General features: G+C 62.0%; 22 protein-coding genes and 1 tRNA gene. 13 read left to right on the top strand and 10 right to left on the bottom strand.

Going from position 1 to position 22,850, the window contains the following annotated elements; genetic code table 11:
- Window positions 1-223 precede the first annotated feature (223 nt).
- The 5 genes from AD664_RS15400 to AD664_RS15380 all read left to right on the top strand — a co-directional run bounded on the left by AD664_RS15400 (window position 224) and on the right by AD664_RS15380 (window position 4,826).
- The gene (locus AD664_RS15400; RefSeq protein ID WP_053147707.1) at window positions 224-1,186 is read left to right on the top strand and encodes a 2-thiouracil desulfurase family protein; all 963 of its coding nucleotides are present in this window, start codon (window positions 224-226) and stop codon (window positions 1,184-1,186) included.
- Window positions 1,186-2,124, top strand: a complete 939-nt coding sequence (locus tag AD664_RS15395; protein ID WP_053147676.1) for a MerR family transcriptional regulator — start codon at window positions 1,186-1,188, stop codon at window positions 2,122-2,124. Before AD664_RS15400 ends, AD664_RS15395 begins: the two co-directional genes overlap by 1 nt.
- Window positions 2,125-2,136: 12 nt before the next feature.
- Entirely contained in the window at window positions 2,137-3,579 is a 1,443-nt protein-coding gene (gene phrB / locus AD664_RS15390; protein WP_053147705.1) for a deoxyribodipyrimidine photo-lyase, read from the top strand.
- A 142-nt stretch (window positions 3,580-3,721) separates the two neighbouring features.
- Window positions 3,722-4,492 carry an SDR family oxidoreductase gene (locus AD664_RS15385; protein ID WP_053147675.1) on the top strand — a complete coding sequence of 257 codons (771 nt, stop codon included), beginning with the start codon at window positions 3,722-3,724 and terminating at the stop codon, window positions 4,490-4,492.
- 28 nt (window positions 4,493-4,520) lie between these two features.
- The gene (locus AD664_RS15380; RefSeq protein WP_053147672.1) at window positions 4,521-4,826 is read left to right on the top strand and encodes a YkgJ family cysteine cluster protein; all 306 of its coding nucleotides are present in this window, start codon (window positions 4,521-4,523) and stop codon (window positions 4,824-4,826) included.
- A 142-nt stretch (window positions 4,827-4,968) separates the two neighbouring features.
- Here AD664_RS15380 and AD664_RS15375 read toward each other — a convergent pair whose 3' ends face one another.
- The 6 genes from AD664_RS15375 to hemA all read right to left on the bottom strand — a co-directional run bounded on the left by AD664_RS15375 (window position 4,969) and on the right by hemA (window position 10,353).
- Window positions 4,969-5,487, bottom strand: coding sequence for an acyloxyacyl hydrolase (locus AD664_RS15375; protein ID WP_053147670.1), 519 nt, complete (start codon window positions 5,485-5,487; stop codon window positions 4,969-4,971).
- Window positions 5,488-5,606: 119 nt separating this feature from the next.
- On the bottom strand, window positions 5,607-6,398 hold the full coding sequence (gene murI / locus AD664_RS15370; protein WP_053147668.1) for a glutamate racemase: 792 nt from the start codon (window positions 6,396-6,398) through the stop codon (window positions 5,607-5,609).
- Window positions 6,391-7,146, bottom strand: a complete 756-nt coding sequence (locus AD664_RS15365) for a molybdopterin-synthase adenylyltransferase MoeB (protein WP_053147703.1) — start codon at window positions 7,144-7,146, stop codon at window positions 6,391-6,393. The genes murI and AD664_RS15365 overlap by 8 nt, the downstream gene beginning before the upstream one ends.
- Window positions 7,140-7,970, bottom strand: a complete 831-nt coding sequence (gene prmC / locus AD664_RS15360; RefSeq protein ID WP_053147666.1) for a peptide chain release factor N(5)-glutamine methyltransferase — start codon at window positions 7,968-7,970, stop codon at window positions 7,140-7,142. The genes AD664_RS15365 and prmC overlap by 7 nt, the downstream gene beginning before the upstream one ends.
- 14 nt (window positions 7,971-7,984) lie before the next feature.
- Window positions 7,985-9,067, bottom strand: coding sequence for a peptide chain release factor 1 (gene prfA / locus AD664_RS15355; RefSeq protein ID WP_053147664.1), 1,083 nt, complete (start codon window positions 9,065-9,067; stop codon window positions 7,985-7,987).
- Window positions 9,064-10,353 (bottom strand): glutamyl-tRNA reductase, encoded by a 1,290-nt coding sequence (gene hemA, locus AD664_RS15350; RefSeq protein WP_042730410.1) that lies wholly within the window; start codon window positions 10,351-10,353, stop codon window positions 9,064-9,066. The genes prfA and hemA overlap by 4 nt, the downstream gene beginning before the upstream one ends.
- Before the next feature lie 172 nt (window positions 10,354-10,525).
- Between hemA and AD664_RS15345 the strand changes: the two genes are divergently transcribed.
- From AD664_RS15345 to ychF, 8 genes are all read left to right on the top strand, one after another.
- Complete coding sequence (locus tag AD664_RS15345) at window positions 10,526-12,250, top strand: tetratricopeptide repeat protein (protein ID WP_053147662.1); 1,725 nt, start codon at window positions 10,526-10,528, stop codon at window positions 12,248-12,250.
- Between the two features lie 4 nt (window positions 12,251-12,254).
- Entirely contained in the window at window positions 12,255-12,872 is a 618-nt protein-coding gene (gene lolB, locus AD664_RS15340) for a lipoprotein insertase outer membrane protein LolB (protein WP_042730408.1), read from the top strand.
- Between the two features lies 1 nt (window position 12,873).
- On the top strand, window positions 12,874-13,725 hold the full coding sequence (gene ispE, locus AD664_RS15335; protein WP_053147660.1) for a 4-(cytidine 5'-diphospho)-2-C-methyl-D-erythritol kinase: 852 nt from the start codon (window positions 12,874-12,876) through the stop codon (window positions 13,723-13,725).
- Between the two features lie 37 nt (window positions 13,726-13,762).
- Window positions 13,763-13,837: transfer RNA gene (locus AD664_RS15330), tRNA-Gln, on the top strand.
- Between the two features lie 47 nt (window positions 13,838-13,884).
- Entirely contained in the window at window positions 13,885-14,826 is a 942-nt protein-coding gene (locus tag AD664_RS15325; protein ID WP_003171603.1) for a ribose-phosphate pyrophosphokinase, read from the top strand.
- 143 nt (window positions 14,827-14,969) lie between these two features.
- Window positions 14,970-15,572 (top strand): 50S ribosomal protein L25/general stress protein Ctc, encoded by a 603-nt coding sequence (locus AD664_RS15320; protein ID WP_042730406.1) that lies wholly within the window; start codon window positions 14,970-14,972, stop codon window positions 15,570-15,572.
- Window positions 15,573-15,733: 161 nt separating this feature from the next.
- Window positions 15,734-16,318 (top strand): aminoacyl-tRNA hydrolase, encoded by a 585-nt coding sequence (gene pth / locus AD664_RS15315; protein WP_047735973.1) that lies wholly within the window; start codon window positions 15,734-15,736, stop codon window positions 16,316-16,318.
- 23 nt (window positions 16,319-16,341) lie between these two features.
- Window positions 16,342-17,442 (top strand): redox-regulated ATPase YchF, encoded by a 1,101-nt coding sequence (gene ychF, locus AD664_RS15310; RefSeq protein ID WP_053147658.1) that lies wholly within the window; start codon window positions 16,342-16,344, stop codon window positions 17,440-17,442.
- A gap of 148 nt (window positions 17,443-17,590) precedes the next feature.
- Here ychF and AD664_RS15305 read toward each other — a convergent pair whose 3' ends face one another.
- From AD664_RS15305 to AD664_RS15290, 4 genes are all read right to left on the bottom strand, one after another.
- Entirely contained in the window at window positions 17,591-19,654 is a 2,064-nt protein-coding gene (locus tag AD664_RS15305) for a calcium-binding protein (protein ID WP_053147656.1), read from the bottom strand.
- 252 nt (window positions 19,655-19,906) lie between these two features.
- Window positions 19,907-20,494: a hypothetical protein gene (locus AD664_RS15300; protein WP_047735976.1), complete on the bottom strand. Its 588-nt coding sequence runs from the start codon at window positions 20,492-20,494 to the stop codon at window positions 19,907-19,909.
- A 4-nt stretch (window positions 20,495-20,498) separates the two neighbouring features.
- Window positions 20,499-20,942, bottom strand: a complete 444-nt coding sequence (locus AD664_RS15295) for a DUF3592 domain-containing protein (RefSeq protein ID WP_053147652.1) — start codon at window positions 20,940-20,942, stop codon at window positions 20,499-20,501.
- Window positions 20,943-21,053: 111 nt separating this feature from the next.
- On the bottom strand, window positions 21,054-22,604 hold the full coding sequence (locus tag AD664_RS15290; protein WP_053147650.1) for a TerC family protein: 1,551 nt from the start codon (window positions 22,602-22,604) through the stop codon (window positions 21,054-21,056).
- Window positions 22,605-22,850 lie beyond the last annotated feature (246 nt).

Genomic DNA, 22,850 nt, shown 5'->3' with positions numbered 1-22,850 from the left:
ACCCGCTGCTGTCGAAACGGACAGCAGCCCCTCTTTGAAAAACCATCGCCCATGCCCGCCTGCTCAGGAAAACCGGGTGGGAGCGAGCTCGCCCCACACGTACGAGGACGCCTGGCTGCCCTCAGGTCGGCAAAACCGTTTGACTTGTACAACTTCACCTCTATGATGAAACATATTGTACAAATTTAATAACCTGTACAAGATTATGTCATCCGAGGTGCCCATGCCCAACGAAGCCGTCACCAAACCCAAAATCGCCATCAGTGCCTGCCTCATGGGCGCTGAAGTGCGCTACAACGGCGGGCACAAGCAATCGCCGTTGTGCAGTCGCACCCTGGTCGATTACTTCGATTTCGTGCCGGTGTGCCCCGAAGTCGCCATCGGCCTGGGCATCCCCCGTGAGCCTATCCGCCTGGTAGGCAACCCCACAGCGCCAAATGCAGTGGGCACGGTCAATCGCGAGCTCGACGTCACGCAACCGCTGGCCGATTACGGGCGGCAGATGGCCGGGGAGCTGGATGACATCTGCGGCTACATCTTCATGCAGAAATCCCCATCCTGCGGCTTGGAACGGGTCAAGGTCTACGCCCCCAGCGGGGCGCCTCAGGACGGTGGCGGGCGCGGTGTCTACGCCCAGGCCTTCTGCGAACGCCATCCCGACTTGCCGGTGGAAGAAGACGGTCGCCTCAACGACCCCGTGCTGCGGGAGAACTTCCTCACACGGGTGTTCGCCTATGCCGCCTGGCAGCCCTTGCGTCGCCAGGGCCTGACCCGCCGCGACCTGATCGACTTCCATTCGCGCCACAAATACCTGCTGATGGCCCACAACCCGGCGCAATACAAAGCCCTGGGCAATTGGCTGGGCAACATGGGCAAGGAAGACCCCGATGAACTGGGCCGACGTTACTTCAGCGCGCTGATGAGCGCCCTGAAAAAATGCGCCACCCGCCGCACCCACACCAACGTGCTGCAACACCTGAGCGGCTACCTCAAGCGGGCCATCGGCACGGAGGACAAACAGGAGGTGCAGCACCTCATCGGGCAGTATCGCCTCGGCATCGTCCCCCTGGTGGTGCCGCTGACCCTGCTCAAGCATCACTTGCGCCTGCATCCCGACCCATACCTGGCGCAACAGGTCTACCTGCAACCGCACCCGGAAAACCTCAGCCTGCGAAACGCCATCTGATGAAACGCCCAACCGATTCCAGTGCCAGCGAAGACCTCGGGACGGATTTCGCCGAAGCCTTGGCGCAAGGCTGGCTGCCGATCCGTGAAGTCGCCCGGCAAACCGGCGTCAACGCCGTCACGTTACGTGCCTGGGAGCGTCGCTACGGCTTGATCGTGCCGCACCGCACGCCCAAGGGCCACCGACTGTTCAACGCCGAGCATGTCCAGCAGATCCAGAGCATCCTCACCTGGATCAATCGCGGCGTGGCCGTCAGCAAGATCAAGCCCTTGCTCGACACCCCGCAGCCGGCCGCCGAACCGTTGGAAAACGACTGGCAACGCCAGCGTCACGCCCTGGTGCAGGCGGTAACACAATTGGCCGAGCGGCAGATCGACGACCTGGTCAACCAGGCCATGGCCCTCTACCCGCCCCGGACCGTGTGCGAGCAATTGCTGTTGCCGTTGTTGGCCGAACTGCAGCTGCGCTGGCAGGGCCAGTTCGGGGCGCAACTGGAACGGGTCTTCCTGCACTCGTGGCTGCGCAGCAAGTTCGGCAGCCGGATCTACCACAACAACCGCCAGGTGCGCGGTGCGCCGTTGCTGCTGGTCAACCATTCGGACCAGGTTCTGGAGCCGCACCTGTGGCTTACCGCCTGGCTTGTCAGCAGCGCCGATTGCCCGGTGGAAGTGTTCGACGGGCCGATCCCGCCAGGCGAACTGGCCCTGGCGGTCGAGCGCCTCGGGGCTCGCGGCGTGCTGCTGTACGCCAGCAACGCCATCAACCTGTCGCAACTGCCCCGGCTGCTGGTCGGTGTCGCCTGCCCGATCATCATTGCCGGCCCGGCCGCTTCGATTCACCACGCGCGGTTATCCACCGGTGTGTCGGCGATTGACGTGGCCTGGGCCGAAGACCCGCTATCGGCCTACCACGAACTGAGTCGCCGAGAACTTCTTTGAATGGAAAACAACATGCAATTGATCTGGCTACGCAGTGACCTGCGCCTGCACGACAACACCGCCCTGGCGGCCGCTGCAGCCAAGGGCCCCGTTGTGGCGGTGTACCTGCTGAGCCCGGAGCAATGGCGCGCCCATGACGATGCCCCGTGCAAGATCGATTTCTGGCTGCGCAACCTCGCGTCGCTGGGCGCAGGCCTGGACAACCTGAACATTCCCTTGCTGATCCGCACCGCTGCGCACTGGGACCAGGCGCCGCAGGTGCTGCTCACGCTGTGCCGGGAATTGAAGATCAGCGCCGTTCACGTCAACGAGGAGTACGGCCTGAACGAAACCCGGCGTGATGCCGAGGTCGCCCAGGCCCTGGCCGGGGAAGGCATCGACTTCCACAGCCACCTCGATCAGGTGCTGTTCAAGCCCGGCAGCGTACTGACCAAGACCGGCAATTACTTCCAGGTGTTCAGCCAGTTCCGCAAGGTGTGCTACAGCCGTCTGCACTTTTCGCTACCGGGCCTGGTGCCTGCACCGGTCCGCCAGGCCCCCACCGGCATTGTCAGTGACCCGGTGCCGACGCACGTCGAAGGCTTCGAGCGTCCCGGCCAGGCGCTGAGGACACTCTGGCCCGCCGGTGAGCAGGAAGCCCGGCGGCGCCTCGATACGTTTGTCGATCAGCAGATCGACTATTACCAGAGCGAACGGGACTTTCCCGCCAAACCCGGCACCAGCCAACTGTCGGCCTACCTGGTGGCCGGCGTGGTTTCGCCGCGCCAGTGCCTGCACGCCGCGTTGCAAGCCAATCGGGGCGAGTTCGAGAGCGGCAGCGCCGGCGCGGTCACCTGGATCAATGAACTGCTCTGGCGCGAGTTTTATAAACACATCCTGGTGGGCTACCCACGCGTCTCCCGCCATCGCGCGTTTCGTCTGGAAACCGAAGCCTTGACCTGGCGCGACGCCCCGCAGGAACTGGCCGCCTGGAAGCAGGCCCGCACCGGCCTGCCGATCATTGACGCGGCCATGCGCCAATTGCTGGAAACCGGCTGGATGCACAACCGCTTGCGCATGGTCGTCGCCATGTTCCTGACCAAGAACCTGCTGATCGACTGGCGTGAAGGCGAGCGCTTCTTCATGCAGCACCTGATCGACGGCGACTTGGCGGCCAACAACGGCGGCTGGCAGTGGAGCGCATCCACCGGCACGGATGCGTCACCCTGGTTCCGCATCTTCAACCCGTTGAGCCAGTCGCAGAAGTTCGACTCTGAAGGGCGGTTCATCAAGCACTGGCTGCCGCAACTGAACGATCTGGACAACCAGCAGGTCCATAACCCAAACCGCCGGAACGGGGGCGATCTATTCAGCGCGGTGGACTATCCCGCGCCAATCGTCGATCTTGGCCAGTCCCGCGCGCGGGCCCTGGCAGCGTTCAAGAACCTGCCGAAAAGGCAGGACACTGCCGTTTAGTCGCTGTGCGATTAGCGAACATAAATAATTGGCGTAAACAGTGTTTATTTAGGGCCCAGGCTTATAGTCTTACTAATCACATGGACTTCACGCGAGCCCCCCTATCAACCAGCACGCGGCCTTTCGAAAAAAGGAGTATGGAATGGATCGAAGTTCGCTCCCTCGGTATTGGTTGACCGGTGCCGGCAACGGCATTGGCGCTGCATTGGCCGAAGCGATACTCGAAACCGGCGCCCGCGTGGCAGTCAGTGCCTGCTCGGCACAAGCGTGCGAAGCCCTTTCGGCCCGTTATCCAGGACAAGTCCTCGCCGTGCCCGGCAACCTCAGTGACAGCCAGACCGTACGCGAGATCGGCGAGACAATCGCCCGGCAATGGGGCGCCCTGGACCGGGTGATCCTAAACGCCGGGACCGCCGAATACGTCCACGGGCAGCCCTTAGAACAGACGATGATCGAGCACATCGTGCGCAGCAACCTGCTGGCCGCCAGCTTCTGCATCGAGACGGCCCGGCCATTGCTGGGCACTGGCAGCGATCCGCATCTGGTGGGCCTTACCAGCCCCGTGACCGACCTGACGTCCTTGCAAGCCGCCGGTGGCAGTTCGTTGCGCGAACTGTTCGAGACGGCTCGCCAGACATTGGTGGCCGAGGGGATCGACGTGACGCTGGTCACTCCAGGGGTCGACAGTGCGTCACTGAGCGTCGACGACTGCTTCCCCAAGCCGGCCCATTGGTCGGCGGGCGATGCCGCGGCCTACCTGCTCGGCCAATTGGCAGAACGCCCGGCCGAAGTGACACTCTCGGTCTCGTCCGTGTCGTCACTCTGGCCGCTATCGACTGCCGCCAACGGCCGCCAGGCCCAGGCCGCTCCCGGGGACTCGACGAACCGGTCGCCGATCAAGGGTCAACCCTGAGCGCCCCCGGTTGCCTTACACTGCGCCCATGAAAACCATCCCCCTCCACGACATCGCCACACCCGCCGTCACGTGTTCGACGTGTGCGGCATGCTGCTGCCAGTTGGAAGTGATGCTGATCACCGACACCGGGGTGCCGGCGCGTTTCATCGACACCGATGATTGGGGCGGGGAAGTCATGCGGCGGCTCGACGACGGCTGGTGCGCAGCCCTGGACCGCGACAGCATGATGTGCACGATCTACGAGAAACGCCCACTGATCTGCCGCGAGTTCGAGATGGGGGCACCGGAGTGCATTGAAGAGCGCAAGGCAATTGCGACGGCGTATCGCTAGGACAGACTTATCTAGCCTGGGGCGATAAACCTGTGGCAGCGGGCCTGCCCGCGAAGAGGATTCGCCAGGCACCCTGACGGTGCCTGATCCAACCTCTTCGCGAGCAGGCTCGCTTCCACAGTGAGGGTCTTGCGGTATGACGTTACAGCGGCATTGTGTAGTGAAGCGCGAAGCTTTCCACACCGTCGTTGGTCGACTTGATGCCAGCGTTGGAGTAATGCGTGGCGCGAATGCCCACTTCATGCCCGCCATTGAAGCGCAGGCCGAGGCCGATACGGTCTTCGAACTGGAATGCCGTGCCGAGCTTGTTGCTCTCCAATTCGGTGTTGGCAAACAACGCAACGCCGACACCTGCCTCGATGTAAGGCTTCACACTCTCACCGGCGAATTCATAAACGAATACCGGCGAGAACGACAGGCTGTGGTTGCTGGAAGTCTCGTCACCTTCCCAATAGGTGTAGGCACCGCTCCAGTAGCCGGTAAGACGGCCGACATCGCTCTGCAACCAGCTTTTATCCCAATCGAACTGCATCCCCAAACGATACGTCATGGTCGAATCGCTGGTCTGGCCAATGCCAAACTCCACGCCAGCCGCCTGTGCGGTGTAGGTGTGCCCCAGTAGTGCAGCCGCAAGCGCGGCAAAGCAGAATAAGCGCTTCATTAGAAACATCCTTTTCCGAACAGACTTAGTAGTTAGTTTTTTTGTTACAAACAGACAAAGCTATAGAAATCCGCACTGAAACAGAAGTTCAGCACTTTTTACAGAATTTTCACATTTTCTTACAGGCCGAAGCTTCGCACAACGCCAGACGATTGCCATAGCATTGGTAGGATTTTTCCTAAATGTGTCGGGTCTGCGCTACTCCAGAATTGAGTTTCGCTGGGCGGCCCTTCGGCCAGCAGCGCCCGATCCGCCAGCAGGCGCTGGAGCTGACGGGCCACGGCGGCACCGGTGTCGATCAGGCTGATGTGCGGCGCAATCATTTCCTGGAGCAGCGGCTTGAGGAATGGATAGTGGGTGCAGCCCAGGATCAACGTGTCGCATCCGGCGGCGAGCAACGGTTCGACGTAGTGTTGCAACAGTTGCCGCAGGGCCGGGCTGTGCAGGTCCCCCGCCTCGATCATTTCCACCAGCCCCGGGCACGGCTGGGTGATGACACGCACATCGGCGGCAAAGCGGTCGAGCAGCGCCGCGAATTTGGCGCTCTGCAAGGTGCCCGTGGTGGCCAGCACACCGACGATGCCGCTGCGCGTGGCCGCCGCCGCCGGCTTGACCGCCGGCTCCATGCCGACGATGGGCCACTGCGGGAAGTCGCGACGCAGGTCGGCCACCGCCGCCACCGTTGCAGTGTTGCAGGCCACCACCAGTGCCTTGGCGCCTTGGTCCAGGAGAAAGTCCGCAATGACCGCGCAGCGCTGGCGGATGTATTCCGGGCTCTTCTCGCCGTAGGGAATATGCCCACAGTCGCCAACGTAGAGCAGGGATTCATTGGGCAACAGCCGCCGGATCTCCCCCAGCACCGAGAGCCCGCCAACACCGGAGTCCATCACGCCGACCGGCGCTTCACTCATGACGGCCACCGCAGACGCTGCAACCCGGATCGCGCTTGACCCGCAGTTCGCGAAACCGCGAGCCCAGGGCATCGATCAGCAGCAAGCGACCCACCAGCGGCTCGCCAAAGCCCACCAGCAGCTTCAAGGCCTCAAGGGCCTGCAGGCTGCCGACCAGCCCAACCAGCGGCCCCAGCACCCCGGCTTCGCTGCACGTCAGCTCGGCTTCGCTGCCGTGGCCGTAGAGGCAGTGGTAGCAAGGGCTTTCGGCGCGCCGTGGGTCGAAGACCGACAACTGCCCTTCCAGGCGAATCGCTGCACCGCTCACCAGGGGCTTGCCTGCCGCGACACAAACGGCGTTCACCGCTTCGCGGGTGGAGAAGTTGTCGGAGCAGTCGAGTACCAGATCCACGGTAGCGACCGCGGCGGCCAGGCTGTCGGCATCCATCGCTGCCCGGTGCGGCACCAATCGAACCTCGGGATTGATCGCCGCCAGGCGCCGCATCGCCGAATCGACCTTGCCCAGACCGACGCTGTCGGTGTCGTGGATGACCTGGCGTTGCAGGTTGGTCAGGTCAACCGTGTCGAAATCCGCCAGGTGCAGTTCGCCAACGCCGGCGGCCGCCAGGTACAGCGCCACCGGAGCGCCGAGACCGCCAAGGCCGACGATCAATACACGGCTCTGCTTGAGGCGCAACTGACCGTCGATGTCGACGTGTTGCAGCAGAATCTGCCGGCTGTAGCGCAATAATTCCTGATCGTTCAGCACGGCAGGCACCCCAGGCTGATGCGTTCATGGCCACCCAAGTCCTTGCGGCTGTGGACCTCGCGCAAGCCTTGGGCCTGCAACAGGTCTCGCACCGCCGCGGCCTGGTCGTACCCGTGCTCGAGCATCAGCCAGCCGCCGGGTTCGAGATGGGCCGGTGCCCGGGCAATGATGTCGCGCAGGTCATCCAGCCCGTCCTGGCCGGCCACCAGCGCACTGGCCGGCTCGAAACGCACGTCGCCTTCGGCCAGGTGCGGATCGGTGGCGGCAATGTAGGGGGGGTTGCTGATGATCAGCCCGAACCGCTCGCCTTCCAGCGCACTGAACCAGTGGCTGCTCAGCACCGTGACGTTGCGCAGGTCCAGGCGCTGGCGATTGCGCTCGGCCAGGGCCACGGCCTCCAGCACCCGGTCTACCGCTGTCACCTGCCAGGCCGGGCGCTCGCTGGCCAATGCCAGGGCGATGGCGCCGCTGCCGGTGCCGAGGTCGAGGACCCGCGCCGGTGCGGCCGGCAACAAGGCCAGCGCGGTTTCCACCAGCAGTTCGGTGTCGGGACGCGGGATCAATGTATGGGGGGCGACTTCCAGGTCGAGTTTCCAGAAGCCCTGTTGCCCCAGGATGTAGGCCACCGGCTCGCCGGAACGGCGGCGGCGCAGGTATTCGGAGAACAGCAGCGCGGCTTCGCTCGGCACGATCCGCTCGGGCCAGGTGTGCAGGAAGCTGCGGGACTTGCCCAGCGCAGCCGCCAGCAACAACTCGGTATCCAGGCGCGGCGTGGGTGAATCCGGCAACTCGGCGGCGCGTAACAAACTGGCGATGATGGTCATGTGTTCACCTGTGCTTAATCGCCAATCGCCGCCAACTGGTCGGCCTGGTACTCGGCCAGCAACGGCTCGATGACCGCATCGACCCCGCCGGCAAGAATGTCGTCGAGGGAATACAGGGTCAGGTTGACGCGATGGTCGGTGACCCGGCCCTGGGCGAAGTTGTAGGTGCGGATCCGCTCGGAGCGATCCCCGGAGCCCACCAGCAATTTTCGCTCGCTGGCGATGGCGTTGGCGGCGGCGCTGGTCTGCTGGTCGTTGAGCTTGGCCGACAACCAGGCCATGGCCCGCGCCCGGTTCTTGTGCTGGGAGCGCTCTTCCTGGCACTCGACCACGATGCCCGAGGGCAAGTGCGTGATGCGGATCGCCGAGTCGGTCTTGTTGACGTGCTGGCCGCCCGCCCCGGAAGAGCGGTAGGTGTCGATCCGCAGGTCCGCCGGGTTGATCTCGATGGCTTCCTGCTCGTCCGGCTCGGGCAACACCGCCACGGTACAGGCCGAGGTGTGGATGCGGCCCTGGGATTCGGTGGCCGGCACGCGCTGCACGCGGTGGGCGCCGGATTCGAACTTGAGCTTGCCGTAGACGTTGTCGCCCTCGACCCGGGCGATGACTTCCTTATAGCCGCCGTGTTCGCCTTCGTTTTCCGAGAGGATCTCCACGCGCCAGCCGCGCCGCTCGGCGTAACGCGAATACATGCGGAACAGGTCGCCGGAAAAGATCGCCGCTTCGTCGCCACCGGTGCCGGCGCGAATCTCCAGGAACACGTTGCGCCCGTCGTTCGGGTCCTTGGGCAACAGCATGCGTTGCAGGCGGCTTTCCAGCTCGATCAACTGTTCCTTGGCCTCGCGGACTTCCTCCACCGCCATTTCCCGCAGGTCCGGGTCGCTGTCCTTGAGCAGCGCCTGGGCGCTTTCAAGGTCGCCCTGCACTTTGAGCAAGTGCTTGTAAGCCACGACAATCGGCTCGACCTCCGCGTACTCCTTGGAATAGGCGCGGAATTTGTTCTGGTCGGAAATGACTTCGCCGTCGCCCAACAAGGCGGTCAGTTCTTCGAAACGGTCCTGGAGAATGTCCAGCTTGTTGAGCAGTGACGCTTTCATTGCGTTTTTTTATCCGAAAAGCTATCCGGTGAACCCTCACCGAGGGCAAACAGTTCCTGGGCCATGGCCAGCGCATCGAGACGGCCCTCGGCGGTCAGCTTCTTGAGCTGGACACTGGGGGCATGGAGCAGTTTGTTGGTCAGGCCGCGCGCCAGTTGCACCAACACCTCTTCGGCACTGCCGCCGTTGGCCAGCAGGCGCTGGGCCTTTTGCAGTTCTTCGTCGCGCAGGCGTTCGCTCTGCTGACGGTACGCCTTGAGCACATCCACCGCCGCCAGCTCGCGCAGGCGCACCATGAAGTCCTCGGCGCCGACGGTGATCATCTCTTCCGCCGCCTGGGCCGCGCCCTGCCGGCTCTTGAGGTTCTCGGCCACCACCTCGTGCAGGTCGTCGACGCTGTAGAGGTAGACGTCGTCCAGCTCGCCGACTTCCGGCTCGATGTCCCGGGGAACGGCGATGTCGACCATGAAGATCGGTTTGTGCTTGCGCAGCTTCAGGGCGCTTTCCACCGCGCCCTTGCCCAGGATCGGCAATTGGCTGGCGGTGGAACTGATGACAATGTCGCTGTGCACGAGCTCGGCGGGAATGTCCGACAGCAGCACCGCGTGGGCGCCGAACTGTTCGGCCAGGATACTGGCGCGCTCCAGAGTTCGGTTGGCGACGACGATGCGCTTGACCCCCAGGTCGTGAAGATGACGGGCGACCAGGGTGATGGTCTCGCCTGCGCCGATCAGCAGCGCCTGGCTGCGTTGCAGGTCGCTGAAAATCTGTTTCGCCAGGCTGACGGCGGCAAACGCCACGGACACCGGGTTCTCGCCGATGGCGGTGTCGGTGCGCACCTGCTTGGCGGCGTTGAACGTGGCCTGGAACAGCCGCCCCAGCAGCGGGCCAACGGTTCCGGCCTCGCGGGCCACGGCGTAGGCCGACTTCATCTGGCCGAGGATCTGCGGCTCGCCCAGTACCAGCGAATCGAGGCCCGAGGCCACGCGCATCATGTGACGAACGGCCGCATCGTCTTCGTGCACATAGGCACTGGCACGCAGCTCTTCGAGGCTCAGGTCGTGAAAACCGGCCAGCCAGCGCAGCACCGAATCGGCCGAAACGTGATCCTGTTCTATATAAAGCTCGCTGCGGTTGCAGGTGGAGAGGATCGCGGCTTCGCGGCTGTCGGTCAGTCGGCAGAGCTGCTGCAGGGCCTCAACCAGCTGCTCAGGCGTAAAGGCCACGCGCTCGCGGACGTCTACTGAAGCAGTCTTGTGGTTAATACCAAGTGCAAGGAAGGCCATTCAAGGTCGCTGATGGTGACGTGAAGCCGGCAATTGTCCTACTTCGCCAGATTCAGAACAACCACTCGATCTCTATCGCCCGACACCCGCGCGTAAATCGACGGGGCGGTTATGTTTGACCGAAGGCTTGTGTCATGATGATCCGACCGCAGGTTAGTCGTCCTCTTCCTATATGAATAGATCTTCCGCGTTATTCCTCGCTCTTGCCTTGCTCAGCGGCTGCCAGTCCATGGCCCCCGTGTCGACAGACGGTTCCCCACCGGTCGAAGACAGCACGCAAGCCCCTGAAAAGCCCAAGGTCTACGGCTCGTTCAGCGAAGAAACCATCTTCAGCCTGTTGAGCGCCGAACTGGCAGGCCAGCGCAATCGCTTCGACATTGCGCTGGACAACTATGTGACCCAGGCCATCAATACCCAGGACCCGGGCATCTCCGAGCGGGCGTTTCGCATCGCCGAGTACCTGGGCGCCGACCAGCCCGCGCTGGATACCGCACTGATCTGGGCCAAGAATGCCCCGGACGACCTGGAAGCGCAGCGCGCCGCCGCCGTGCAACTGGCGCGGGCCGGGCGCTACGACGACTCCATGATGTACATGGAGAAAGTCCTGCTGGGCAAGGGCGACACCCATTTCGACTTCCTGGCGCTGTCGGCAGCCGACACCGACCAGGAAACCCGCAACGGCCTGATGAAAAGCTTCGATCGGCTGTTGCAGCGTCATCCGAACAACGGCCAGCTGATTTTTGGCAAGGCCCTGCTGATGCAACAGGATGGCGACACCCAGGGTGCCCTCAGCCTGCTGGAAGACAATCCGCCGGAAGCCGGCGAAGTGGCGCCTATCCTGCTGCGCGCCCGCCTGCTGCAAGGCTTGAATCGCGGTGACGAAGCCCTGCCTCTGCTGGAAAAAAGCATCAAGAAATACCCGGACGACAAGCGCCTGCGCCTCACCTACGCCCGCATGCTGGTAGAGAACAACCGCATGGACGACGCCAAGGTGGAGTTCTCCAGCCTGGTCCAGCAATACCCGGAAGACGACGACTTGCGCTATTCCCTGGCGCTGGTCTGCCTGGAAGCCAAAGCCTGGGACGAGGCCAGGGGCTATCTGGAAGACCTGATCGCAAGGGAAAGCCACGTCGATTCGGCCCACCTGAACCTGGGCCGCATCGCCGAGGAACGCAACGACCCCGAAAGCGCATTGATCGAATACGCCCAGGTCGGCCCGGGCAACGACTACCTGCCGGCCCAGTTGCGCCAGGCCGATATCCTGATGAGCAACGGCAAGACCGCCGAAGCCCAGAGCCGGCTGGCCGTGCAGCGCGACGCCCAGCCGGACTACGGCATCCAGTTGTACCTGATCGAAGCCGAGACCCTGTCGGCCAACAATCAGGGCGACAAGGCCTGGAATGTGCTGCAACAAGCCTTGAAGCAGTACCCGGACGACCTGAACCTGCTGTACACCCGCGCCATGCAGGCGGAAAAACGCAATGACCTGGGCCAGATGGAGAAAGACCTGCGCCTGATCATCCAGCGCGACCCGGACAACGCCATGGCCCTGAACGCCCTCGGCTACACCCTGTCGGATCGCACCACCCGCTATGACGAGGCCAAGTTGCTGATCGAACAGGCCCACCAGATCAACCCGGAAGACCCTGCCGTGCTCGACAGCCTGGGCTGGGTGAACTTCCGCCTGGGCAATCTCGACGAAGCCGAACGCCTGTTGCGTCAGGCCCTGGAGCGTTTCCCCGACCAGGAAGTCGCCGCGCACCTGGGCGAAGTCCTGTGGGCCAACGGCAAACAACGCGAAGCCCGGCAGATCTGGAGCCGCTTCCTCAAGGAGCAGCCCGACAGCCCGATCTTGCGCGGTACCATCAAACGCCTGACCGGATCAGAGACCCTCTAAGACCATGTTTTTGCGCCACTTCATCGTTTTCAGCTTCATCGCCCTGCTCGCCGGTTGCGCGGGCTTCGGTGCCCGTGAATCGGTCCAGGGCCATGGCAACCCGGCCCAGTGGCGCGAGCACAAGACCCAACTGAGCGGCCTCGACGGCTGGCAGATCGACGGCAAGATCGGCATCCGCGCACCGAAGGATTCGGGTAGCGGCACGCTGTTCTGGCTGCAGCGCCAGGACTACTACGACATTCGCCTGTCGGGCCCGCTGGGTCGCGGCGCGGCCCGCCTGACCGGCCGGCCGGGCCAGGTGGCACTGGAAGTGGCCAACCAGGGGCGCTACGAGGCGCCGACGCCCGAAGCCTTGCTGGAAGAGCAACTGGGCTGGAAATTGCCGGTTTCCCACCTGACCTGGTGGGTACGCGGTTTGCCGGCACCGGACAGCAAGAGTCGCCTGACCCTTGACGCCGACAGCCGCCTGTCCAACCTGGAACAGGACGATTGGCAGATCGAATACCTCAGCTATGCCCAGCAGAACGGCTACTGGCTGCCCGAGCGCATCAAACTGCACGGCAGCAACCTCGACGTGACGCTGGTGATCAAGCAGTGGCAACCACGCAAGCTGGGGCAATGACATGACCGCTTCACGCCTGACCCTGCCCTCGCCGGCCAAGCTCAACCTGATGCTGCACATCCTCGGGCGTCGCCCGGACGGTTATCACGAACTGCAAACGATCTTCCAGTTTCTCGACTACGGTGACGAGATCACTTTTGCCGTGCGCGACGACGGCGTGATTCGCCTGCACACCGAGTTCGAGGGCGTGCCCCATGACAGCAACCTGATCGTCAGGGCCGCGAAAAAACTCCAGGAACAATCCGGCTGCGCGCTGGGCATCGACATCTGGATCGAAAAAATCCTGCCCATGGGCGGCGGAATCGGCGGCGGCAGTTCAAATGCGGCGACGACTTTGCTCGGGCTCAACCACCTCTGGCAACGGGGTTGGGACGCCGATCGACTGGCGGCGCTGGGCCTGGAACTGGGGGCCGACGTCCCGGTTTTCGTGCGTGGGCACGCCGCTTTTGCCGAAGGCGTCGGGGAAAAACTCACGCCGGTAGAACCCGAAGAACCCTGGTACCTGGTACTGGTGCCGCAAGTCTCTGTAAGTACAGCAGAAATTTTTTCAGATCCACTGTTGACACGTAACTCTCCTCCCATTAAAGTGCGCCCCGTTCCCAAGGGAAACAGTCGAAATGACTGCTTACCGGTGGTAGCGAGGCGTTATCCAGATGTTCGTAACGCTTTGAATTTGCTAGGTAAATTTACCGAAGCAAAACTCACCGGAACTGGAAGTTGTGTGTTTGGGGGCTTCCCAAGCAAAGCTGAAGCTGATAAAGTCTCGGCCCTTCTTACAGAGACCCTTACAGGGTTTGTAGCAAAAGGAAGCAACGTTTCGATGTTGCACCGCAAGCTGCAAAGCCTGCTCTAAAAGGAATCGAGTGCTGGGCACTCGCAGCAACAGATACAGGGGCGTCGCCAAGCGGTAAGGCAGCAGGTTTTGATCCTGCCATGCGTTGGTTCGAATCCAGCCGCCCCTGCCATTTTCCTATACTCATCCAGGTATACCCTCAGCCTTCAGGTACTGCGCGTGTCCAAGATGATGGTCTTTACGGGGAACGCCAACCCCGATCTGGCTCGGCGTGTCGTACGTCAGCTGCATATCCCTCTCGGTGACATTTCTGTCGGTAAGTTCTCCGACGGCGAAATCACTGCCGAGATCAATGAAAACGTTCGCGGTAAAGACGTCTTCATTATTCAGCCGACCTGCGCTCCGACCAACGATAACCTGATGGAACTCGTCGTGATGGCTGATGCCTTCCGCCGCTCCTCGGCTACTCGTATCACTGCTGTTATTCCTTACTTTGGTTATGCCCGCCAGGATCGCCGTCCGCGTTCCGCACGTGTGGCCATCAGCGCGAAAGTCGTGGCTGATATGCTCACCGTCGTTGGCATCGACCGTGTTCTCACGGTTGACCTGCACGCTGACCAGATCCAGGGCTTCTTCGATATTCCCGTGGACAACATCTACGGCTCCCCCGTTCTGGTGGATGACATTGAAGACCAGCGCTTCGAAAACCTGATGATCGTCTCCCCGGACATTGGCGGTGTCGTGCGTGCACGTGCCGTTGCCAAATCCCTGGGCGTGGACCTGGGTATCATCGACAAACGTCGTGAGAAGGCCAATCACTCCGAAGTGATGCACATCATCGGCGACGTCGAAGGGCGTACCTGTATCCTGGTCGACGACATGGTCGATACCGCCGGCACCTTGTGCCACGCGGCCAAGGCCCTGAAAGAGCATGGCGCAGCCAAGGTCTTTGCCTACTGCACACACCCTGTGCTGTCGGGTCGGGCGATCGAGAACATTGAAAATTCCGTGCTGGACGAACTGGTGGTGACCAACACCATCCCGTTGTCCGCAGCAGCACAAGCCTGTGCGCGTATCCGTCAACTGGATATCGCACCGGTTGTTGCCGAAGCGGTTCGCCGCATCAGCAATGAAGAATCGATCAGCGCGATGTTCCGCTAAGGGCCCTGCCCTCGCGATGACATCTCGTTGACGAAAAGCGCCCCGCCCCGGCATTCACTGTCGGGGCGGGGCTTTTTTGCCCATATCGCCTTTAGCGCTGGTCGCAAACGCTGGGGCGAGTATGGTTATCCTGGAGATACAACATGAACGATTTTACTCTGAATGCTGAAGTGCGTTCCGACCTGGGGAAAGGTGCGAGCCGCCGCCTGCGTCGTCTCGCAAGCCTGGTTCCAGCTGTAGTCTACGGTGGCGACAAAGCCCCTGAGTCCATCAGCATGCTGGCCAAAGACGTTGCCAAACTGCTCGAAAACGAAGCGGCCTACAGCCACATCATCGAGCTGAACGTAGGTGGTTCCAAGCAGAACGTCGTGATCAAGGCCCTGCAACGTCACCCAGCCAAAGGCCACGTGCTGCACGCCGACTTCGTCCGCGTTGTTGCCGGTCAGAAGCTGACTGCTGTTGTTCCAGTGCACTTCATCAACGAAGCTGCTCCGGTCAAGAAAGGCGGCGAAATCTCGCACGTGACTTCGGAAATCGAAGTGTCCTGCCTGCCGAAAGACCTGCCTGAATTCATCGAAGTCGACCTGGCTGACGCCGAAATCGGCACGATCATTCACCTGTCCGACCTCAAGGCTCCTAAAGGCGTTGAGTTTGTTGCCCTGGCACACGGCGATGACAAGGCTGTTGCCAACGTCCACGCTCCACGTGTTGCTCCAGAAGCTACCGAAGAAGGCGCTGCAGAGTAATTTCACTCTGTCGCCGGAGTGACCGGAACCATCGCGGACTGGAACGTAGCGAGACAGCGGGCGAGAACGCGAAGTTTACTTAACGGTAGATCCGCACTGTTCATCCACTGTCGCTTCGAACTGACCGCGACGTTATCCACACTCCAGGAAGGGCCCCTATCGTGACTGCCATAAAACTGATCGTTGGCTTGGGAAATCCAGGCGCTGAATACGAACAGACCCGGCATAACGCAGGGGCCCTTTTTGTTGAGCGCATCGCGCACGCACAAGGCGTCAGCCTGGCAGCCGATCGCAAATATTTCGGCCTGACCGGGCGCTTCTCGCACCAGGGTCAGGATGTTCGCCTGTTGATTCCCACCACCTACATGAACCGTAGCGGCCAGGCCGTGGCGGCATTGGCTGGTTTCTTTCGCATCAAGCCGGAAGAAATCCTGGTGGCCCACGACGAACTCGACCTGCCTCCGGGCGTTGCCAAGCTCAAGCAGGGCGGCGGCCACGGCGGTCACAACGGGTTGCGCGACATCATCGCGCAACTGGGCAATCAGAATACCTTTTACCGCCTGCGGCTCGGCATTGGCCACCCGGGCGTTGCCAGCATGGTTTCAAACTTTGTCCTGGGTCGTGCGCCTCGCGCCGAACAGGAAAAACTCGATGCCAGCATCGACTTTGCCCTCGGCGTGCTGCCGGATATCCTCGCCGGTGAATGGAACCGCGCGATGAAAAACCTGCACAGCCAGAAGGCCTGACACTCACTCCTCGGGGAAACACCATGGGATTCAATTGCGGCATCGTCGGCCTGCCTAACGTCGGTAAGTCCACCCTGTTCAACGCCCTGACCAAATCCGGTATCGCGGCCGAGAACTTCCCCTTCTGCACCATCGAGCCGAACAGCGGCATCGTGCCGATGCCCGATTCGCGCCTGGACGCTCTGGCGGCGATCGTCAATCCCAAGCGCATCCTGCCGACCACCATGGAATTCGTCGACATCGCGGGCCTGGTGGCCGGTGCCTCGAAAGGCGAAGGCCTGGGCAACAAGTTCCTGGCCAACATCCGTGAAACCGACGCCATCGCCCACGTGGTGCGCTGCTTCGAAGACGAGAACGTGATTCACGTCTCCAACAGCGTCGACCCGAAACGCGACATCGAAATCATCGACCTGGAACTGATCTTTGCCGACCTCGACAGCTGCGAGAAGCAACTGCAGAAAGTCGCCCGCAATGCCAAGGGTGGCGACAAGGACGCCGTGGTCCAGAAAGGCCTGCTGGAGCAACTGATTGCCCACTTCACCGAAGGCAAGCCTGCGCGCAGCCTGATGAAAAACATGGGCGCCGACGAGAAGCAGGTGATCAAGGGCTTCCACCTGCTGACCACCAAGCCGGTGATGTACATCGCCAACGTCGCTGAAGACGGCTTCGAAAACAACCCGCACCTGGACGTGGTCAAGGCCATCGCCGAAGAAGAAGGCGCCGTGGTCGTTCCGGTCTGCAACAAGATCGAAGCGGAAATCGCCGAGCTGGACGACGGCGAAGAAAAGGACATGTTCCTTGAAGCCCTCGGCCTGGAAGAGCCGGGCCTGAACCGCGTGATCCGTGCCGGTTACGAGATGCTTCACCTGCAGACCTACTTCACCGCCGGTGTCGAAGAAGTCCGCGCCTGGACCGTCCGCGTCGGTGCCACCGCTCCGCAAGCCGCTGGCGTTATCCACACCGACTTCGAAAAAGGCTTTATCCGCGCCGAAGTCATCGCCTACAACGACTTCATCCAGTTCAAGGGTGAGGCCGGTGCCAAGGAAGCCGGCAAATGGCGCCTGGAAGGCAAGGAATACGTGGTCAAGGACGGCGACGTGATGCACTTCCGCTTCAACGTCTAATGCCTGCCTGCTTGCGTAATCGGAAGTAGGAAAAAGCTCTGCTGCTGTTTGAAAAGCCCCTTCATTGGGGCTTTTCGCTGTCTGGCGACAGGGATGAAACCATCGCGTGGCAGCCAACCCACCGCCACGCGACCGTCTCGAGCAGGCATCAGGTCAACAGATGCCCTGGATCGACCTCTGGCGCGACGCCAACCATCCCTACCCCGGCATCGGGCGCGAAGATCATGTGGTCCTCGTCAAGGCTTTCCCGCCAGTCTCCAGCAAGGCCGATCTGGAACCAGTGGCCCTGTGCATCCGCCTCTACATCCTTCAGGTAGGTGCGATCCGATGCTTGGTTGTAAACCACCTTCAGCGTCGTGCCCGTCCCCTCTCCGAAGCCGGTATAGCCCAGCGCCGATACATCGATCCTGTCGTCGACCGTGAAGCCTTCGATAAGGTCGGTGAAGCTCTGGCTGTCCGTGCGATAGCTGTCCTCGGTGGAGGTATAGCGGAAAATGTCGGCGTTCTGCTGATGATCGGTCCAGAGAGAGAGGTCGGTTCTGTCGCCGCCGTTGAGGCGGTCAGCGCCCCTGCCGCCGATGATGACATCTGCGCCCGCACCGCCGTTGATGCGATCATTACCGTCCAGGCCATAGATGATTTCCGACAAGGCAGAACCGGTGATCGTGTCCTGGGTAGCCGAACCTTCTACAGTGGGCGCGGTGAACACCAGGTGGGTGCCGTTCAACTGCCCCACCCAATTGCCGTCCAGGGCCAACTCAAACCGCTGACCAGCGGCGTCGGCATCGAAGCTCTTGAGGTAGGTGCGCGTGCCGTCGGCGCTGGCCACCACGGCCAAGGTTGCGTCGTGACCATTGCCGATGCCGATGAAGCCCAGGCCTATAAGGTCGATGCGATCCTGGGAGGCATCGAAGTCCAGGATCCGGTCGCTGCTGTTTTGCGTATCGGTACGGAAGCTGTCGCTCAGTTCGGTAAAACGGAAGATGTCAGCGCCAGCGCCCCCTTGCAGAAGATCGCGCCCGCCATTGCCCTGGAGCACATCGTCGCCCGCCAGGCCGTGGATGATCTCGGCGGCATCGGAGCCTTGCAGGATTTCCTCGCCGGCGTCCCCCTCCACATGAAGATTGCCATCCTGGCTGCCGAAGCCGGTATCTACGCTGCCATCCGCGTTCAAGCGAATGACGCTGAAGTCCCCGCTGCTCGTGCCGGCAGCCACGATCTTGCCATCGGCTTGTACCGCCAAGGCCACCGGCGTGTCCGCCTCGAAGGTCACCTTGCCATGGGCACCAAAGCCGGTATCAAAGGAACCGTCAGCGTTAAGCCGCGCCACGGTAGCCCAGGGGTCGCCTGCGACATGGCCCATGACAATGATCTTGCCGTCCGCCTGCAGGGTAACCACCGAGTCTTCGCCGAAGCCCATGGCGGGGCTCAGGTAAAGGACGCCGTTGTCACCGAAATGGCTGTCCCGCTGACCATCAGGGGTGAAGCGCTGCAGGGCGTACGTCGGTTCTCCCATGCCGGCCGCATTGTAGGCCGCTGCGACCACGACACCGCCGTCGGCCTGCACCGCCGTCGAAATCCCTCCGTTGTAGTACGGGTCGGCGGGGATGTTCACTGTCAGCACGCCTTTGTCGCCAAAGCCATCGACGAACGTGCCATCGTCGCCGATCCTCGTCACGGTGGCCTGGTCAAACCCGCGGGCACTGACCTGGAAGGTGCCATCGGTATTGGCCGTCAGGTCGATATCCTTGAAGTCATGGCTGATGCCGACCGTCATGACACCGCCCTGGCCAAAGGTTGCATCGCGCGTCCCATCGCTGTTGTAGCGCTCCACCTGTATACCGGTATTCAGCGCCACGGCGACAAGCACCTTGCCATCGGACTGCACCGCCGTCAGCTCGTAGCGCGACGCTGGGGCTATCGCGGCAGGGACAATGTCGATGCCTGCGTCATGGAAGCCGGTGTCCAGGCTGCCATCGGCGTTCAGGCGAACAACGCAGTGGTTCTGTTCGTAACCGTAGCTTTCCTCGCCGGGCGCCCCGGGGTATCCCCAGGCTAGGTATTCGGTATAGCCGCCAATCAGTATCTTGCCGTCCGGTTGGATAATGATGCTCTGGTTATCGTCGAACAGGCCGTTGAGATCGACCTGGACAGTGCCAGGACCCGTTCTCACGGTATGGGTACTTTCCGTCGTACTGTCGGCGGTTGCCATGGCTTAATCCTTTAAGGGGGAGCTGGACCCGTGACTTTAGTAAAGGGTTCAGGATTTGCACGCTGCGCCGACGCGCCGACGCGCCCCACTCGACGAGCGGCGTGTGCTGGCCGGTTGGCTTCGCTGGTGAGCTCAGGAGCCGGGCCTGGCATGCGGTACCCTGTAGTCGCCCACAAAAAAGCCGCGTTGATTCGCGGCTTTTTTGTGGGCGGGTATCAACCGGCCCTGGGTAATGCCCGTTGAATCGCGGGGCTAGAACAAATAGCCCATGTAGACGGCCGCGCCGCCACCGGCCTGTACGCCGGCGTTCATACCCGCCATGACCAACGCGCCCTTGGCCGACTGCAACAACTGGCGGTTGACTGTGCTATGGGCGATCAGCGAGGTGGCCGGAGTGGAACTCATGGCCACTGACAAGGCCAGCAGCTTGGGATCGAGCCCGAACAACAGGGCGGTGGCCGAACCACCGACCACCAGGCCTGCGCCCACCTCGGTGTACAGGCAAGGTCCGGTGATGTCGTCGTCGGTCAGGTCACGGCTGGCCAAGGCATCGCTGACAAACACCTTGCCAGTGCTGGGAAAGGCCTCTGCCGCGCCGGCCGCGCCCACGCTCTTGCCCTTGATCTGCAAATTGACCTTGCCGAAGCGTGGCAGCCGCGCACCAAACCCGACGCCCAGGCCGACACCGCCGTAGCAGTAGCTGACGTCCTTGCCCTCTGGCGAACGCAGGATGATCGAACCGCCACTGCCCGCCACGATCGCCACGGTGACGCCGCCACCGCTGGCGGTCTGGTATTGCCAGCGACTTTCATTGACCGGGATTGGGATGTTGTAGCTCATACGTTCAAAGTCCTTTATGTGAATGAACCGCACCGCGGCCGCGCTGACGCAAGACGGTGGCCAGGCCGACGAGGGAGAACACCAGACCGATCGCGCCCAGGACCGCCGAAGTGCCCCACAGCGCTCCCAGGTCATCGACGATGGCGCTGCCAGCCGGCTGCTCGGGCAGGTAATGCACGCGCACAGCCTGATCCTGCTGATAGCCAAAGATAAAGCCGCCCTGGGGATAGGATATTTTTTCACCGCTGGCGCTGGTGAAGGCGATCTCAGGGTGCGAGCCGCCGGCATTCAGGCGGCTGACGACGCCGTCGGCGATCTGTGCACGCGCGAGAAACTCGCGGCGCTCAAGGGTGAGATTGATCGTGATGACCAACAGGCCGATACCGATCAGGGCAAACAGCAGGCCCAGCAATACCTTCCCGATGGGTGACGAAGAGTCGTTAGCCATGATTGTCTCGCAATCGTCCTTGAAAGAGGGCCGTCAGGATAACAAGAAGTGTCACGCTGTCGCACCCTCGGCAAGCATTTCGCCAAGCACCTGCCCGTCAGCCCCTGGCGCCTACGCGTCCCTGCGCATCAGGACCCGCGTAACGCGACGCTCCTGCACCTCCACGACGGTCACGTTCCACCCCTCCCAATGCAATTGGTCGCCGATGACTGGCAAGCGATCCAGCAGGCTCATGACCCACCCCGCGAGTGTCTGGTAATCATCGGTCGCTTGCGCCTGGAAACCGACGTGCTCGCGGATCTGGCTAAGATTCAGCGCACCGCTGACCAGATAGCCATCGTCCTGCGCGACGATGTTCGGCCCTTCGATTTCACTGGCGTCCGGCAGCTCGCCGGCGATGGATTCGAGGATGTCGGTCATGGTGAGCAGGCCGATGAAGTCGCCGAATTCGTTCACCACGAACGCAATGTGGGTGGACGCCTTGCGCATCTGCTCCAACGCGTTGAGGATCGTGAAGCTGTCCAGCAGGTTGATGGCCTGGCGCGCCATGGCTTCCAGGTTGGGCGGATTGCCGGCGAGCATTTCCTTGAGCAATTCCTTCTTGTGGATGAAGCCCAAGGGCTCATCCACGCGACCTTCCCGAATCAACGGCAGTCGGGAATACGACGAATGCATCAGCTTCGTGCGGATCGCTTGCGGCGTGTCGTCCAGGTCAATGTGGTCGACCTCCGCACGCGCTGTCATCACCGTGCGGATCGGGCGCTCCGCCAACTGCAGCACGCCACTGATCATGACGCGCTCGCGCCGATCGAACACCTGCTCGACCTCGTCACCGGCGAGCATGTCGGCGATTTCCTCGCCCACTTCTTCGGCACTCAACTTCTGCCCACCGAGCAATCGCATCACCGCATGGGCGGTACGCTCCCGCATCGGCCGGCGACCTTGCAGGCTCTTCTTGCGACGCGCCCGCGCCAACTGGTTGAACAACTCGATCAGGATCGAGAAACCAATCGCGGCGTAGAGGTAGCCTTTCGGGATGTGGAAGCCCAGGCCCTCTGCGGTGAGGCTGAAACCGATCATCATCAGGAAGCCCAGGCAGAGCATGATGACCGTGGGGTGCGAGTTGACGAAACGGGTCAGCGGCTTGCTGGCAACGATCATCAGGCCGATGGAGAAAATCACCGCGATCATCATGACCGACAAGTGCTCCACCATCCCCACGGCGGTGATGACCGCGTCCAGTGAAAAGACCGCATCGAGCACCACGATCTGCGCCACGATCGGCCAGAACAGCGCATAGGCAGCGTTGCCGGAGCGTTGCGCCACATGGCCTTCAAGGCGCTCATGCAACTCCATGGTGGCCTTGAACAACAGGAACACGCCACCGAACAGCATGATCAGGTCCCGGCCCGAGAACGTCTTGCCGAACACCTCGAACAACGGTTCGGTCAGGGTCACCATCCAGGAAATGCTGGCCAACAGGCCCAGGCGCATCAACAACGCCAGCGACAGGCCGATCACCCGGGCACGATCACGCTGCTCGGGCGGCAACTTGTCCGCGAGGATGGCAATGAATACGAGGTTATCGATGCCGAGCACCAGCTCCAGCACGATCAGGGTCAACAGGCCAAGCCAGGCCGTGGGGTCGACGATCCATTCCATGGGGATTATTCACTCCCTCGAAAAGACGTCGCAAAAAGGCGGGGGATGAAATGGAGCAAGCTGCCGGGAGGTTCCACGTGGGCGTTCATATCGACCTGAAAGTAATTGGGGATAAAAATCCTACATAACTTCAGGACACGTCATACGAGCGGAATCATTACAGGATCTGACAAAACCCTGCATCGCACACCGATGCAGGGTTTTGTCATGTCTGGACGAAGGCCCTTGGCTTGGGCCAGAGGGCGG

The organism is Pseudomonas sp. P97.38 (assembly GCF_001269745.1).
GTDB lineage: Bacteria > Pseudomonadota > Gammaproteobacteria > Pseudomonadales > Pseudomonadaceae > Aquipseudomonas > Aquipseudomonas chlororaphis_E.
Note: the sequence above shows the minus strand (reverse complement) of the source record. Positions and strands in the feature narration are given on the sequence as shown.

Coding starts and splice junctions, on each gene's coding strand:
- lolB (WP_042730408.1), top strand. CDS start 12,255: ATGTTTTTGCGCCACTTCATCGTTTTCAGCTTCATCGCCCTGCTCGCC.
- AD664_RS15385 (WP_053147675.1), top strand. CDS start 3,722: ATGGATCGAAGTTCGCTCCCTCGGTATTGGTTGACCGGTGCCGGCAAC.
- murI (WP_053147668.1), bottom strand. CDS start 6,398: ATGAGTGAAGCGCCGGTCGGCGTGATGGACTCCGGTGTTGGCGGGCTC.
- AD664_RS15395 (WP_053147676.1), top strand. CDS start 1,186: ATGAAACGCCCAACCGATTCCAGTGCCAGCGAAGACCTCGGGACGGAT.
- ychF (WP_053147658.1), top strand. CDS start 16,342: ATGGGATTCAATTGCGGCATCGTCGGCCTGCCTAACGTCGGTAAGTCC.
- AD664_RS15380 (WP_053147672.1), top strand. CDS start 4,521: ATGAAAACCATCCCCCTCCACGACATCGCCACACCCGCCGTCACGTGT.
- phrB (WP_053147705.1), top strand. CDS start 2,137: ATGCAATTGATCTGGCTACGCAGTGACCTGCGCCTGCACGACAACACC.
- ispE (WP_053147660.1), top strand. CDS start 12,874: ATGACCGCTTCACGCCTGACCCTGCCCTCGCCGGCCAAGCTCAACCTG.
- prfA (WP_053147664.1), bottom strand. CDS start 9,067: ATGAAAGCGTCACTGCTCAACAAGCTGGACATTCTCCAGGACCGTTTC.
- AD664_RS15400 (WP_053147707.1), top strand. CDS start 224: ATGCCCAACGAAGCCGTCACCAAACCCAAAATCGCCATCAGTGCCTGC.
- AD664_RS15320 (WP_042730406.1), top strand. CDS start 14,970: ATGAACGATTTTACTCTGAATGCTGAAGTGCGTTCCGACCTGGGGAAA.
- AD664_RS15375 (WP_053147670.1), bottom strand. CDS start 5,487: ATGAAGCGCTTATTCTGCTTTGCCGCGCTTGCGGCTGCACTACTGGGG.
- hemA (WP_042730410.1), bottom strand. CDS start 10,353: ATGGCCTTCCTTGCACTTGGTATTAACCACAAGACTGCTTCAGTAGAC.
- AD664_RS15300 (WP_047735976.1), bottom strand. CDS start 20,494: ATGAGCTACAACATCCCAATCCCGGTCAATGAAAGTCGCTGGCAATAC.
- AD664_RS15290 (WP_053147650.1), bottom strand. CDS start 22,604: ATGGAATGGATCGTCGACCCCACGGCCTGGCTTGGCCTGTTGACCCTG.
- AD664_RS15345 (WP_053147662.1), top strand. CDS start 10,526: ATGAATAGATCTTCCGCGTTATTCCTCGCTCTTGCCTTGCTCAGCGGC.
- prmC (WP_053147666.1), bottom strand. CDS start 7,970: ATGACCATCATCGCCAGTTTGTTACGCGCCGCCGAGTTGCCGGATTCA.
- AD664_RS15305 (WP_053147656.1), bottom strand. CDS start 19,654: ATGGCAACCGCCGACAGTACGACGGAAAGTACCCATACCGTGAGAACG.
- AD664_RS15295 (WP_053147652.1), bottom strand. CDS start 20,942: ATGGCTAACGACTCTTCGTCACCCATCGGGAAGGTATTGCTGGGCCTG.